The following is a 12,369-nucleotide window of genomic DNA, read 5'->3' on the forward strand; positions in this document are numbered from 1 at the left end:
CATGGCTGCCGACACGCACGCGCAGAGCGCCACCACCCGACGGGATCAGGCCGTACGGGCCGCCGTGGAGCAGGGCCTGGTGGGCCCGCAGCCCCTGGTCTGCCTGCTGGACACCGCCGGGATCCGCGCCTCCGCCACCGCCCTGACCAGCGCCTTCGCCGCCGCACTGCCCTCCGGGACCCCCGTCCTGCACGCCTTCGCGGCGAAGGCCTGCCCGCTGGTCCCCGTACTGCGGCTGCTCGCCTCGGCCGGAATCGGCTGCGAGGTCGCCAGCCCCGGCGAACTGGCGCTGGCCCGGGCGGCCGGGGTCGCGCCGGAGCACACCGTGCTGGACTCCCCCGTCAAAACCCCGGCGGAACTGCGCGAGGCCCTCGCCCTGGGCATCGCCGTCAACGCCGACAACCGCCAGGAACTCGACCGGCTCGACGCCCTGGTCGCGGAGGGCCCCACCCGGTCCCCGATCGGCGTACGGATCAACCCGCAGACCGGCGCCGGCTCCATCGACGCCCTGTCCACCGCCACGGCCACCTCCAAGTTCGGGATCCCGCTGCGCGACCCGGGCGCGCGCGCATGGCTCGTACGGGCCTACCTGGACCGGCCGTGGCTGACCCGGCTGCACACCCACTCGGGCTCCCAGGGCGTCCCCCTGCCGCTGATCGCCGAAGGGGTGCGGGAGCTGCACGCCCTGGCCGAGGAGATCAACGGGGCGGCCGGGCGCCGGCAGGTCGACACCCTCGACATCGGCGGCGGCCTGCCGGTGAACTTCGCCTCGGACACCGAGACGCCGACCTACGCGGAGTACGTGGCCGCCCTGCGTTCCGCCGCCCCGGGCCTGTTCTCCGGCCGCTACGGGCTGGTCACCGAGTTCGGCCGCTCACTGCTGGCCAAGCACGGGCTGATCCTGGCCCGGGTCGAGTACACGAAGGTGACCGGCGCCCGCCCCATCGCCCTCACGCACGCCGGGGTCCAGCTGGCCACCCGGACGGTGTACGCCCCGGCGTCCTGGCCCGTACGGATCCTCCCGTACGACGCGAAGGGCACCCCGAAGACGGGCGTCCCCGTCCCCCAGGACATCGCGGGCCCGGCCTGCTTCGCGGGAGACCTGCTGGCCACGGCGCGGGACCTGCCGGAACTGGCCCCGGGCGACCTGATCGCCGTCCCGGACACGGGGGCGTACTTCTTCACCGCCCACTACGGCTACAACACCCTCCCCCGCCCGGCGGTCCACGGCTTCACCGTGACCCCGCGGGGCGAGGTCCGCTTCGCCCTGGCCCGAGCGGCGCAGCCGATCGCCGACCTGGTGGCGGAATCGGGCGGGGCGTACCGCGATGTCCTTGCCCTGGCCGGGTCGCATGACGGGTCCGGGGCATCCCCGTAACCGGTGCCCTGGCCGGGCGGTTTCCGGGGTTCGGGCTGCCCGTGCCCTGGCCGGGCGGTTGACGGGGTTCGGGGTGGCCCCATGCCCCGGGCCGTTGCCCCTGCCCTGGCCGGGCGGGGGTGGGGTTCGGGGTGTCCCCGGGGCCCCGGGACCGTTGCCCTGGCCGGGCGGGGGTGGGTTGCCCCCTGCGGGGCGGGGCTCGTTTGCAGCTCGGCTGCTGTTGCCCTGGCCGGGCGGGGGTGGGGTTCGGGGTGTCCCCCTGGCCCCGGGATCAGGTTTGCAGCTCGGCTGCTGCGGGTCGCCTCAAGCGCCGGCGGGGCTGGGTTTGGCTGCGGTCTGGGCGGGGTGCCGGGGGCGCCGTCGGGGTGGGGTGTGGTCCGGGGCGGGCATGATTTATGGCGCCCGATCCGAGTCCCTATTGCCGGGCGGTGCAGGGCGCCAACAAATCACGTTTTAGCCCCGGACGACACCCCACCCCGACACCGCCCCCGGCCACGAAGCCCAACCCCCACCGTGAGGGGGAAAAGGACACCCGACCACCTGGGTCGGTGACGGGGCCGGGGTGGGGTGTCGACCGGGGCTAAAACGTGATTTGTGGCGCACACAGCCCCGAACTTCAAGGTCCTGAACAGGCGCCATAAATCATGCCCGCCCCGGACGACACCCCACCCCGGCCCCGTCACCGACCCACCACCCCAGCCCCGCCGGCGCTTGAGGCGACCACACTGCCGAACAGCAGATCAGCCCCGGCCCGGCAGGGGGCACCCCGAACCCCGACCGACGCCCGGCCAGGGCAACGGCAGCCGAGCTGCAAACCGACCCGGCCCACGGGGCACCCCGAACCCCGTCAAACGCCCGGCCAGGGCAACGTCACTCCACGAACAGCCCCCGCGCCGCCGCCCGCGCGTCGAACGCCTCCAGCCGCGCCTGCGCCCCCGGCAGCGCGTCCGCCATCGCCTCCAGCAGCACCCGCCCCAGCAGCATCGGCGCGCACGCCGTGTCGAACGCCAGCCCGGTCCCGACCGGCGCCGGGATCAGCAGGTCCGAATACCGCGCCACCGGCGCGAACGCCGAGTCCGCGACCGTCACCACCGTCAGCCCGGCCGCACGCCCGTGCTCCAGCGCCTCCGCCACCTCCCGCGGATGCCTCGGCAGCGCGAAGCACAGCAGCGCCGACGCCCCGGCGGCCACGGCCGCGTCGATCCGGTCCGCGAGCATCGAGCCGCCCTCGTCGAGCAGCCGTACGTCCGGATGGACCTTGGCCGCGAAGTACGCGAACCCCCGCGCCTGTGAGGACGCCGCCCGCAGCCCCAGCACCGGCAGCGGGGTGGAGCCGGCCAGCAGCCGGCCCGCCTCGACGACCGGCGCGGGATCCGCCAGCATGGCCGACAGCCGCCGCAGGTTCTCGATCTCGCCCTGGACGGCCTGCTGGTATTCGTTGTACGAGTCCTCGTCGCCGCCCTCCGCCACCTGCCCGGCGGGAGCCACCTCGCGCAGGTGCCGCCGCAGCGCCGGGTAGCCGTCGAAGCCGAGCGCCACCGCGAACCGGGTCACCGACGGCTGGCTCACCCCGGCCAGTTCGGCGAGTTCCACGCTCGACAGGAACGGCACCTCCGCCGCCCCGCGCACCATGCAGTGCGCGATCCGCCGCTGCGTCGGCGTCAGCCGGTGCCCCTCGAAGAGCTTCTGCAGCCGCGCGGCCGGGCTGTCGCTCATCCCGTCCCCCTCCGTCCCCGTCCCGGTGATTATTCAGTCACCGAGCACTCTGCATGCGGTTATGCAGGACGGCAACCCGCAGGCCACTGCGCGAGACCGCGAGACGGGGGCTAGCCCCAGTGCCCGAGCCCGCCGCGCTTCCTAGGGTGGGCGCATGGAGCGCCAAGAGCTGAAGAAGGAACTCGACGCGGCACTGGACGCCCGGCGCGAACTGGGCCCCGACTACGAGGCCGCGCTGGTGGACTCGTTCGTCGAGAAGGTCGACATCCAGGTCCGGCGGCGCCTGGCCGAGGAACGGCTGGCGGCGGCCCGCGGCGACGGCCCCGCCGGGGCCTCGGCGGTCGCCGGCTTCGGGGAGCGCTTCGGGTTCGCCGTCATCACGCTGGTCCTGGCGATCCCGCTGTCCGCGATCGGCGCCGTCCAAGCGGGCCTGAAGGGGCTGCTGGTGGCCTGGGCGGGGATCCTCGGGGTCAACTTCGTCCACGCGGCCAAATCGCTCCGACCGGGCCCACAAGGCCGACGGGAGCAGCTGGGGCATTGACCCCGGGCGGCAGGACCCCGGCCCCGCGCAAGGAAGAACTGCGCGGGGACCGCCGCACCCCGGTCGCCCGGGGGCGGGACGACGGCGGTCCCCGCGAAGGACACGGGCCGGGTCAGGGCCGTCCGCGTCCAAGACGTCGTCGCGGTCCGGGAGCCGCTCCGGAGCTACGCCGACGCCAGTCGGTGGGGCCGGCGAGGACCGCTGTGCGTTCCTGCCGACAACCACCACTGTGCCGGAGCCGTGTTAAGCCGGTGCTGCCGTCACGTGTCGGGCCCGTACCGTTTGCGCGTCGGGTTACTTCGCGCCCTTCGCCAGGAAGGCGAGCAGGTCCTGACGGCTCACCACACCCGTCGGCTTGCCCTCGACCAGCACGATGGCCGCGTCCGCCTCGCCCAGCACCGCCATGAGCTCGGACACCGGCTCGCCGGAGCCGACCTGCGGCAGCGGCGCGCTCATGTGCTTCTCCAGCGGGTCGCCCAGCGAGGCCCGCTGCGCGAACAGCGCCGCCAGCAGCTCCTTCTCGACGACCGAGCCGATGACCTCGGCGGCCATCACGTCCGGGTGTCCGGCGCCCGGCTTGACGATCGGCATCTGCGAGACGCCGTACTCGCGCAGGACCTCGATGGCCTCGCCGACGGTCTCCTCGGGGTGCATGTGGACGAGGGAGGGCATGGCGCCCTCCTTGTCCGCGAGCACGTCCCCGATGCGCGCCGCGGGGCCCGCCTCCTCCAGGAAGCCGTGCCCGGCCATCCACTCGTCACTGAAGATCTTGCTGAGGTAGCCGCGGCCGCTGTCCGGCAGCAGGACGACGACCACGTCGTCCGGGCCGAGGCCCTCGGCGGCGCGCAGCGCGGCGACGACCGCCATGCCGCAGGAGCCGCCGACCAGCAGGCCCTCTTCCTTCGCCAGGCGGCGGGTCATCTGGAAGGAGTCCTTGTCGGACACCGCGATGATCTCGTCGGTGACGTCGGGGTCGTACGCGGTCGGCCAGAAGTCCTCGCCGACGCCCTCGACGAGGTACGGGCGGCCGCTGCCGCCGGAGTAGACCGAGCCCTCGGGGTCGGCGCCGATGACCTTGACCTTGCCGCCGGACACCTCCTTGAGGTAGTTGCCGGTGCCCGAGATCGTGCCGCCCGTGCCGACGCCGGCGACGAAGTGCGTGATCTTCCCGTCCGTCTGCTCCCACAGCTCGGGACCGGTGGTCTCGTAGTGCGAACGGGGGTTGTTCGGGTTGCTGTACTGGTCGGGCTTCCAGGCGCCGGGCTCGCGCGCGAGGCGGTCGGACACGTTGTAGTACGAGTCCGGGTGCTCGGGGTCGACGGCGGTCGGGCAGACCACGACCTCCGCGCCGTACGCGCGCATCACGTTGATCTTGTCCATGGACACCTTGTCAGGGCAGACGAAGATGCACTTGTAGCCCTTCTGCTGGGCCACGATGGCGAGTCCTACGCCGGTGTTGCCACTGGTCGGCTCCACGATGGTGCCGCCGGGCTTGAGGGCACCGCTCTGCTCGGCGGCCTCGATCATCCGGACGGCGATGCGGTCCTTGACCGAACCGCCGGGGTTGAAGTACTCGACCTTGGCCAGGACGGTCGCCTGAAGCCCTTCGGTCACACGGTTGAGCTTCACCAGCGGGGTGTTGCCGACGAGGCTGATCATCGAGTCGTGGAATTGCACCATGTTCTCCAAGGAGGGGACTCCACGGGTTCTCCGGGAGGTCCGGCCAGAGTATGCGGAAAGGGATTGGCCGACCGGCACTACGGGGCAGGTAGGTCATCAGGGCCAGGCAGGAAAGCGAGGTGGCTCGAACGGTGTCCAGGGCGAGAACGGCCCGCCGGATCGCGGCGGGCGCGGCGTACGGCGGGGGCGGGCTCGGGCTCGTCGGGGTCGCCGCGGTGGGGCTGGTGCTGGCGGAGGTCCAGTTCGCGAAGCGCACGGTGGGCACCGGGCTGCCCGATCCGCCCCGCGCGGACGGCCTGTACGGGAGCGAGTTCGGCGGCCCCGAGCTGAGCCCCGGGCCGCTGCGGATGGGCATGCTGGGCGATTCCACGGCCGCCGGACTCGGGGTGCGGCGGGCGAGGCAGACCCCGGGCGCGCTCCTGGCCTCGGGGCTCGCGGCGGTGGCCGAGCGGCCGGTGGAGCTGCGCAACGTGGCCCTGTCCGGGGCCATGTCCGACGACCTGGACCGCCAGGTGGGGCTGCTCCTCGACGGCGTGGAGGCCGGCGCGCCCGCCCCGGACGTCTGCGTGATCATCATCGGGGCGAACGACGTGACCCGCCGGATGCCGCCCACCCAGTCGGTCCGCCTGCTCACCTCGGCCGTACGGAGACTGCGGCTCGCCGGAGCCGAGGTCGTGGTCGGCACCTGCCCGGACCTGGGCACGATCGAGCCGGTCTACCAGCCGTTGCGCATGCTGGCCCGCCGGGTCTCGCGCCAGCTGGCCGCCGCGCAGACGATCGGCGTGGTCGCACTGGGGGCCCGTACGGTCTCGATGGGGGACCTGCTGGGCCCGGAGTTCGCCGCGAACCCGCGCGAGATGTTCGGCCCGGACTCCTACCACCCGTCGGCGGAGGGGTACGCCACCGCCGCGATGGCCGTCCTGCCGACCCTGTGCGCGGCGCTGGGCCTGTGGCCGGAGTCGGACCGCCTGGACGTCTCCCGCGACGAGGACATGCTGCCGGTGGCCAAGGCCGCCTCCGCCGCGGCCGACGAGGCCGGTACGGAGGTCACGGCGGCCCGGGGCCCCTGGGCCCTGCTCAAGCACCGGCGGCGCCGGCGGGTGCCGACCAGCCCGGCCATCGGCCAGCCGGGGGAGGGCGAGGCCACGGCCGGCCTCTCGGGCAGCCAGACGGCGGGCCAGTAGGCCGTGTCGGTGCCGGTCCGAGGCGTCACGGGCGGGCGGGCCGGAGGGACCCTGGAGACCCCGGGCGGCACCCCGGGGCGCCCAGTGCGGCCCTCATCACATGCCGAGGCCGGTGACCTCGACGGTACGGGCCGGTAACTTCACATGCGGTCCGATACGAGCCGCAACGCACCCCCCTTGGAGCCCCGATGCCCGAAGCCGTCATCGTTTCCACCGCCCGCTCGCCCATCGGGCGTGCCTTCAAGGGGTCCCTCAAGGACGTCCGGCCGGACGATCTGACCGCCACGATCATCCAGGCCGCCCTCGCCAAGGTCCCCGAGCTGGACCCGCGCGACATCGACGACCTGATGCTCGGCTGCGGCCTCCCCGGCGGTGAGCAGGGCCACAACCTGGCCCGTATCGTCGCCGTGCAGATGGGCATGGACTTCCTGCCGGGCGCGACGATCACCCGTTACTGTTCCTCCTCCCTCCAGACCTCGCGCATGGCCCTGCACGCCATCAAGGCGGGCGAGGGCGACGTCTTCATCTCCGCGGGCGTCGAGATGGTCTCCCGGTCCGTGAAGGGCTCCTCGGACGGCCTCCCGGACACCCACAACCCGCTCTTCGCGGACGCCGAGGCCCGTACCGAGGCCGTCGCGCAGAGCGAGGGCGCGTCCTGGCACGACCCGCGCGAGGACGGTCTGATCCCCGACGCGTACATCGCGATGGGGCAGACCGCCGAGAACCTGGCCCGCCTCAAGGGCGTGACCCGCGCGGACATGGACGAGTTCGGCGTCCGCTCCCAGAACCTGGCCGAGGAAGCCATCAAGAACGGCTTCTGGGCCCGCGAGATCACCCCGGTCACCACCCCGGACGGCACGGTCGTCTCCACCGACGACGGCCCGCGCGCCGGGGTCACGCTGGAGGGCGTCTCGGGCCTCAAGCCCGTCTTCCGCCCCGACGGCCTGGTCACGGCCGCCAACTGCTGCCCGCTCAACGACGGCGCCGCCGCGCTCGTCATCATGAGCGACACCAAGGCGCGCGAGCTGGGCCTGACCCCGCTGGCCCGGATCGTCTCCACCGGCGTCACCGGCCTCTCCCCCGAGATCATGGGCCTGGGCCCGGTCGAGGCGTCCAAGCAGGCCCTGAAGCGGGCCGGCCTGACCGTCGGCGACATCGACCTGTTCGAGATCAACGAGGCCTTCGCGGCCCAGGTCATCCCCTCCTACCGGGACCTGGAGATCCCGCTGGAGAAGCTGAACGTCAACGGCGGAGCCATCGCCGTCGGTCACCCGTTCGGGATGACCGGTGCCCGCATCACCGGCACGCTGATCAACAGCCTGCAGTTCCACGACAAGCAGTTCGGCCTGGAGACGATGTGCGTGGGCGGCGGCCAGGGCATGGCCATGGTGATCGAGCGGCTGAGCTGAGCCGTAGCGGAGGGTAGGGGCCCCCGAGGAACGAGGGGGCACCTGCCCGCAGCGGTGGCGAAGCTCAGCGCGACCGAGAAGACGAGCGGCTGAGCTGAGCCGTAGCGGAGGGTAGGGAGCCGCCCACAGGACAAGGGCGGTCCCTGTCCGCAGTGGTGCCGGAGCTCTGTGCGACCGGCTGTGGAGGGGGTTTCGGCCGTGATCAAGGGCGGTCCCCAGACGCCGTAAGGATTCCGCCGGATTCGCTGCGCCGTACTGACACCGAATCTAACCCCGTCGCGGCCGACCTGTGACCGAATCTCCCCCAGGATGTGACCTTTGTCCTGGGGGTTCGGCATTTGCCCAGGTCAGAGGGTGCACGCTGGACCCCTCAGGGACGAAAGGCCTGTCCAATTCATGACGTAATGCACTGCATGCCATTCCCAGCAGAGGCCAAGCTGATGTAGGAAGTCGGGGGATCGAATCAATCAGGAGTTAGTCAGTGAGCGCCATGTCTCTTGCCCTGCTGCTGACCACGGCCGCTGCCACGGCCGTGGGCGCTGCTGCGCTGCACGCCGTACACGGACTGCGCAAGCAGGTCACGGCCCTGCGCGGTGAGCTGACGGTGTCGGCCCACCCCCGCGGTGCGACCGTCCCGCATGCCCGCAGCGCCGTGGAGTCCCCCGCCGCGGAGATACGAGCCGCCGTGGCCGAAGCCCTCGCCGAGGAGCGCGAGCGCGAGCTGGCCGAGGCGCGGGCCTTCTGGGCCGCGCAGGAGGCCCGTGACGCCGCGGACGCCCCCTCGCTGCTCGGCGGTCTGCCGGGCCTCGGCGAGGACAGCCCGGTCTTCCTGCCCCGGCAGGCGGATCTGGTCGGCCTGGAGCCGGTCCTGGGCGACGACGGCCTCGACGACTACCCCGAGGACTCCGCCGAGCTGGCGGCCGCGCGCCGGCGCCACCCCTCGCACCCCGACTTCGTGCCCGTCCAGGCCTCGTACCCGGGCGCGGACCACGAGCGCACGGTCAGCCGCCTGGAGGAGCTCGCGGAGGCCCGTACGGCCCTCGCGGACGTCCGCCCGGGCCCCCTGGGCACCCTGGACGTGTACGTCTTCACCGACGGCACCACGCTGTGCATGACCCCGGGGCACCGGGAGACCGCGGAGCGGCTCGCCGAGGCCCTGCGCTCCGGCACCGCGCCGGTGCTGCTGGGCGGCTCGGGCATCTCCGGCGCCTACGCCCTGACGTTCTCCTGCGGGGACGGCGAGGACCCGGACAGCAACGTCTACATCCTCGCGGACCGCGTCATCGCATCGCTCTGACTTCCGCCTGCTCCACCAGCCGCACGGCCTCGTCCAGCACCTCGGACGGGGCCTTCGCGCCGTCCCCGTCCCGTACGGTGCGCAGCGCCTCGGCGAGGTCCAGGCCGGCGACCGCCACCTGGTCCCCGACGGCGAAGATCCCCGCGTCCGGCATGACACGCGCCGGAGCCGCTCCCCGCGCGCCGTCGGCGGCGGTCTCGATCCGCTGGGCCCGTACGGCCAGTTCCCGGGCCAGTTCCAGCGCCTCGGCGGCGGCTCCGCGCTGGAGCCGGCTCTGCGGAGCGGCCCGCAGCCGGTCGGCGAAACGTTCGACCACGGCGGTCAGGGGCGAAGTATCAAGCACCCGGCCGACCTTACGCGCCGCCCGGGCACCATTGCCAACGGCCGAACGCTGAGGCACGGTGTCGTGAAGAGAACACGGCGATACCTCCGGAGGCGCCCATGTCCGTAGAGTTCTCCGAGCAGACACACCGCAACATGATCGACAGAATCCCCCTGACCACCGGTCGTGAACTCTCCGACTGGCTCCGCGCTGTGGACGACGGCCCCTCCCTCGTCCGGTTCGAGGAGAAGGTCAGCTGGCTGCGCGGCGCGCACGAGCTGTCGTACGGCCAGGCCAAGGCGATCATCCACGAGTACGACCTGCGCAGGGCCGCCCGCAGACTGGGCTGAGCCCCTGCCCCTCGTCCGAGTCCCCCGACGACCCCCGTATCCCTCACACGACGCGGGAAGGCCCCGCGAGCACGGTGCTCGCGGGGCCTTCCTCATGCCGTGTGGGCGCGTGGCCGGTACGACTAGTCGTCGCCGGAGAGGATCGAGAAGAGCCGCAGCATCTCCAGGTAGATCCACACCAGGGTCAGGGTGAGGCCGAAGGCCGCCAGCCAGGCCTCCTCGCGCGGGGCGCCGTACGTCACGCCGTCCTCGACCTGCTTGAAGTCGAGGGCGAGGAAGCAGGCGCCGAGGATGATGCCGATGACGCCGAACAGGATGCCGAGGCCGCCGCTGCGGAAGCCGAGGCCGTCACCGCCGCCGAAGAGCGCGAACAGCGAGTTGGCGACCATGAGCAGGACGAAGCCCAGGGCGGCCGCCATCACGAAGCCGGTGAAGCGGCGCGTGACGCGGATCCAGCGCATCTTGTACGCGAAGAGCACGGCCGCGAAGACGCACATCGTGCCCATGACGGCCTGGATGACCACGCCGGGGCTGATGTAGGTGCTGGTGGCCGAGCTGATGACGCCGAGGAAGACGCCCTCGAGAGCCGCGTACCCCAGGATCAGGGCCGGGACCGGCTTGCGCTTGAAGGACTGGATGATGACCAGCACGAACGCGACCAGCGCCGCACCGACGCCGATCATGTACGACTTGTTGACGTTGGCCGGGTCGACCGGCAGCAGGACCCAGGAGAGGGTCGCCGTCACGATGAGCGTGCCGAGCGTCATGGCCGTACGGCTCACGACGTCGTCGATGGTCATCGCGTTGGCGCGCACCGGCGCCTGCGGCATCCCCGTGGTGGGGTCCGTGGCGTAAGGGTTCGTCGCGTACGGGTTGGTCGCGGTCCCGGCCTGCGCCTGCTGCGCTTCGAAGCCCGCGTAGCCGCCGTTGTCGCGGCTGAACCCCCGTCGCGAGAAGACCGGGTTACTGCTCCTCATCTCACTCCTCCATGGCCACCGTGCGCAGCCTTAGCAACAAGAGTAATGCGTTCGCAAAGAAAGCACCCTACTGCTGGAGGAGGATCTTAGGAGAAGACACGGCGAACCGCTGAGGATAAACGCACGAGTACGAAAGTGCCCGGAGCCGGACTTGAACCGGCACGGCCCGAGGGCCAGCGAGGTTTAAGCTCGCCGTGTCTGCATTCCACCATCCGGGCAGGGCGTGGCGGCCCCCGTGGAAAAGCCTTCGACGCTGTGCCGAGCCTATCCGGAACGCCCCTGCCCCGACCTGGGCGTCTGTCCGATGTTGTCTGATTTTATTGGCGCTTGAGGGGCCGTCAGGCTTGATAACGCGTTGTCGGCACCTTCCGGAGGACGATCACCCCCGGTACGGGAATGACGGGATTTCGCTGCCGCGCGCCACCCCGGGCCACCCCGCCCGCCACCCCGGGCCACCCCGTCCGCCACCCCGGCCCGCCCCGCCCGCGACCCCGGGGCCACCCCCGCCCGCCGCCCCGGGCCGCCGGGAAGGGGACTACGTCCGGCGTACCGTCCCGCCGCGGACCTGTCATACCAGAGGAGGAGACGGAGCCGTCGGCGATCAGACTCCAGTGGGCCGGAGAACGGGCACCGCGGCTGATCCGGAGCGGGGGTGGCCGCGGTGAAGATGGAAGGGTCCCGCCACACCGCAGCACCATGCTCGACAGGAGTCCCCCGTGACCACCATGAACCACGCCCCGCACACCAGCCAGGCCGTGGCCGCCCGCGCCACCCAGCTCTCCAAGGTGTACGGCCAGGGCGAGACCCAGGTGGTGGCGCTGGACAACGTCTCGGTCGACTTCGCCGCGGGCCAGTTCACCGCGATCATGGGCCCGTCCGGCTCCGGCAAGTCCACGCTGATGCACTGCGTGGCCGGCCTGGACACCTTCTCCGCGGGTTCCGTCCGCATCGGCGAGACCGAGCTGGGCTCCCTCAAGGACAAGCAGCTGACCCAGCTGCGCCGGGACAAGATCGGCTTCATCTTCCAGGCGTTCAACCTGCTCCCGACCCTGACCGCCCTGGAGAACATCACCCTCCCCATGGACATCGCGGGCCGCAAGCCCGACAAGCAGTGGCTGGAGAACGTGATCCGCATGGTCGGCCTCTCCGACCGGCTCGGCCACCGCCCGACCCAGCTCTCCGGCGGCCAGCAGCAGCGCGTGGCCGTCGCCCGCGCCCTGGCCTCGCGTCCCGAGATCATCTTCGGTGACGAGCCGACCGGAAACCTCGACTCGCGCTCCGGCGCCGAGGTCCTCGGCTTCCTGCGCAACTCGGTCCGGGAGCTGGGCCAGACCGTCGTCATGGTCACCCACGACCCGGTCGCCGCCTCCTACGCGGACCGCGTCATCTTCCTCGCCGACGGCCGGATCGTCGACGAGATGCTCGCCCCCAGCGCCGACGGCGTGCTGGACCGTATGAAGGCCTTCGACGCCAAGGGCCGCACCAGCTGAGGGACATCCCCTCCCCGTCCCCGCT

General features: G+C 72.2%; 11 protein-coding genes and 1 tRNA gene. 7 read left to right on the forward strand and 5 right to left on the reverse strand.

What is annotated here, in order from left to right; translation table 11 throughout:
• Nucleotide 1: 1 nt before the first annotated feature.
• Nucleotides 2-1,378, forward strand: a complete 1,377-nt coding sequence (locus tag ACZ4TG_RS19385) for a type III PLP-dependent enzyme domain-containing protein (RefSeq protein ID WP_468164280.1) — start codon at nt 2-4, stop codon at nt 1,376-1,378.
• An 870-nt stretch (nt 1,379-2,248) separates the two neighbouring features.
• Here ACZ4TG_RS19385 and ACZ4TG_RS19390 read toward each other — a convergent pair.
• Complete coding sequence (locus tag ACZ4TG_RS19390; protein ID WP_468164282.1) at nt 2,249-3,094, reverse strand: MurR/RpiR family transcriptional regulator; 846 nt, start codon at nt 3,092-3,094, stop codon at nt 2,249-2,251.
• A 154-nt stretch (nt 3,095-3,248) separates the two neighbouring features.
• Between ACZ4TG_RS19390 and ACZ4TG_RS19395 the strand changes: the two genes are divergently transcribed.
• Entirely contained in the window at nt 3,249-3,635 is a 387-nt protein-coding gene (locus ACZ4TG_RS19395; protein WP_468164284.1) for a hypothetical protein, read from the forward strand.
• 294 nt (nt 3,636-3,929) lie between these two features.
• Here the strand turns inward: ACZ4TG_RS19395 and ACZ4TG_RS19400 are convergent, their stop codons facing one another.
• Nucleotides 3,930-5,312, reverse strand: a complete 1,383-nt coding sequence (locus tag ACZ4TG_RS19400; protein ID WP_468164831.1) for a cystathionine beta-synthase — start codon at nt 5,310-5,312, stop codon at nt 3,930-3,932.
• Nucleotides 5,313-5,446: 134 nt separating this feature from the next.
• Here ACZ4TG_RS19400 and ACZ4TG_RS19405 point away from each other — a divergent pair, with 134 nt between their 5' ends.
• The 3 genes from ACZ4TG_RS19405 (at nt 5,447) to ACZ4TG_RS19415 (ending at nt 9,205) form a co-directional block, all read left to right on the forward strand.
• The gene (locus ACZ4TG_RS19405; RefSeq protein WP_468164286.1) at nt 5,447-6,499 is read left to right on the forward strand and encodes an SGNH/GDSL hydrolase family protein; all 1,053 of its coding nucleotides are present in this window, start codon (nt 5,447-5,449) and stop codon (nt 6,497-6,499) included.
• Nucleotides 6,500-6,687: 188 nt separating this feature from the next.
• Nucleotides 6,688-7,908, forward strand: a complete 1,221-nt coding sequence (locus ACZ4TG_RS19410; RefSeq protein WP_468164288.1) for an acetyl-CoA C-acetyltransferase — start codon at nt 6,688-6,690, stop codon at nt 7,906-7,908.
• A 490-nt stretch (nt 7,909-8,398) separates the two neighbouring features.
• On the forward strand, nt 8,399-9,205 hold the full coding sequence (locus tag ACZ4TG_RS19415; protein WP_468164833.1) for a hypothetical protein: 807 nt from the start codon (nt 8,399-8,401) through the stop codon (nt 9,203-9,205).
• Here ACZ4TG_RS19415 and ACZ4TG_RS19420 read toward each other — a convergent pair.
• Entirely contained in the window at nt 9,189-9,548 is a 360-nt protein-coding gene (locus ACZ4TG_RS19420; RefSeq protein ID WP_468164290.1) for a hypothetical protein, read from the reverse strand. The two genes, ACZ4TG_RS19415 and ACZ4TG_RS19420, sit on opposite strands and share 17 nt — an antisense overlap.
• Nucleotides 9,549-9,646: 98 nt before the next feature.
• Between ACZ4TG_RS19420 and ACZ4TG_RS19425 the strand changes: the two genes are divergently transcribed.
• On the forward strand, nt 9,647-9,877 hold the full coding sequence (locus ACZ4TG_RS19425; RefSeq protein WP_351384444.1) for a DUF4287 domain-containing protein: 231 nt from the start codon (nt 9,647-9,649) through the stop codon (nt 9,875-9,877).
• A 122-nt stretch (nt 9,878-9,999) separates the two neighbouring features.
• Here ACZ4TG_RS19425 and ACZ4TG_RS19430 read toward each other — a convergent pair whose 3' ends face one another.
• Nucleotides 10,000-10,854 carry a Bax inhibitor-1/YccA family protein gene (locus ACZ4TG_RS19430; RefSeq protein WP_468164292.1) on the reverse strand — a complete coding sequence of 285 codons (855 nt, stop codon included), beginning with the start codon at nt 10,852-10,854 and terminating at the stop codon, nt 10,000-10,002.
• A 136-nt stretch (nt 10,855-10,990) separates the two neighbouring features.
• A tRNA-Leu gene (locus ACZ4TG_RS19435) sits at nt 10,991-11,072 on the reverse strand.
• A 507-nt stretch (nt 11,073-11,579) separates the two neighbouring features.
• Between ACZ4TG_RS19435 and ACZ4TG_RS19440 the strand changes: the two genes are divergently transcribed.
• Nucleotides 11,580-12,344, forward strand: a complete 765-nt coding sequence (locus tag ACZ4TG_RS19440; protein WP_468164835.1) for an ABC transporter ATP-binding protein — start codon at nt 11,580-11,582, stop codon at nt 12,342-12,344.
• Nucleotides 12,345-12,369: the final 25 nt, after the last annotated feature.

It is taken from the genome of Streptomyces sp. NPDC028314, from assembly GCF_055565795.1.

Excerpts from the sequence above, each read along its gene's own strand:
- ACZ4TG_RS19385 (WP_468164280.1), top strand. The coding sequence starts at position 2 with ATGGCTGCCGACACGCACGCGCAGAGCGCCACCACCCGACGGGATCAG.
- ACZ4TG_RS19390 (WP_468164282.1), bottom strand. The coding sequence starts at position 3,094 with ATGAGCGACAGCCCGGCCGCGCGGCTGCAGAAGCTCTTCGAGGGGCAC.
- ACZ4TG_RS19395 (WP_468164284.1), top strand. The coding sequence starts at position 3,249 with ATGGAGCGCCAAGAGCTGAAGAAGGAACTCGACGCGGCACTGGACGCC.
- ACZ4TG_RS19410 (WP_468164288.1), top strand. The coding sequence starts at position 6,688 with ATGCCCGAAGCCGTCATCGTTTCCACCGCCCGCTCGCCCATCGGGCGT.
- ACZ4TG_RS19415 (WP_468164833.1), top strand. The coding sequence starts at position 8,399 with ATGTCTCTTGCCCTGCTGCTGACCACGGCCGCTGCCACGGCCGTGGGC.
- ACZ4TG_RS19425 (WP_351384444.1), top strand. The coding sequence starts at position 9,647 with ATGTCCGTAGAGTTCTCCGAGCAGACACACCGCAACATGATCGACAGA.
- ACZ4TG_RS19430 (WP_468164292.1), bottom strand. The coding sequence starts at position 10,854 with ATGAGGAGCAGTAACCCGGTCTTCTCGCGACGGGGGTTCAGCCGCGAC.
- ACZ4TG_RS19440 (WP_468164835.1), top strand. The coding sequence starts at position 11,580 with ATGAACCACGCCCCGCACACCAGCCAGGCCGTGGCCGCCCGCGCCACC.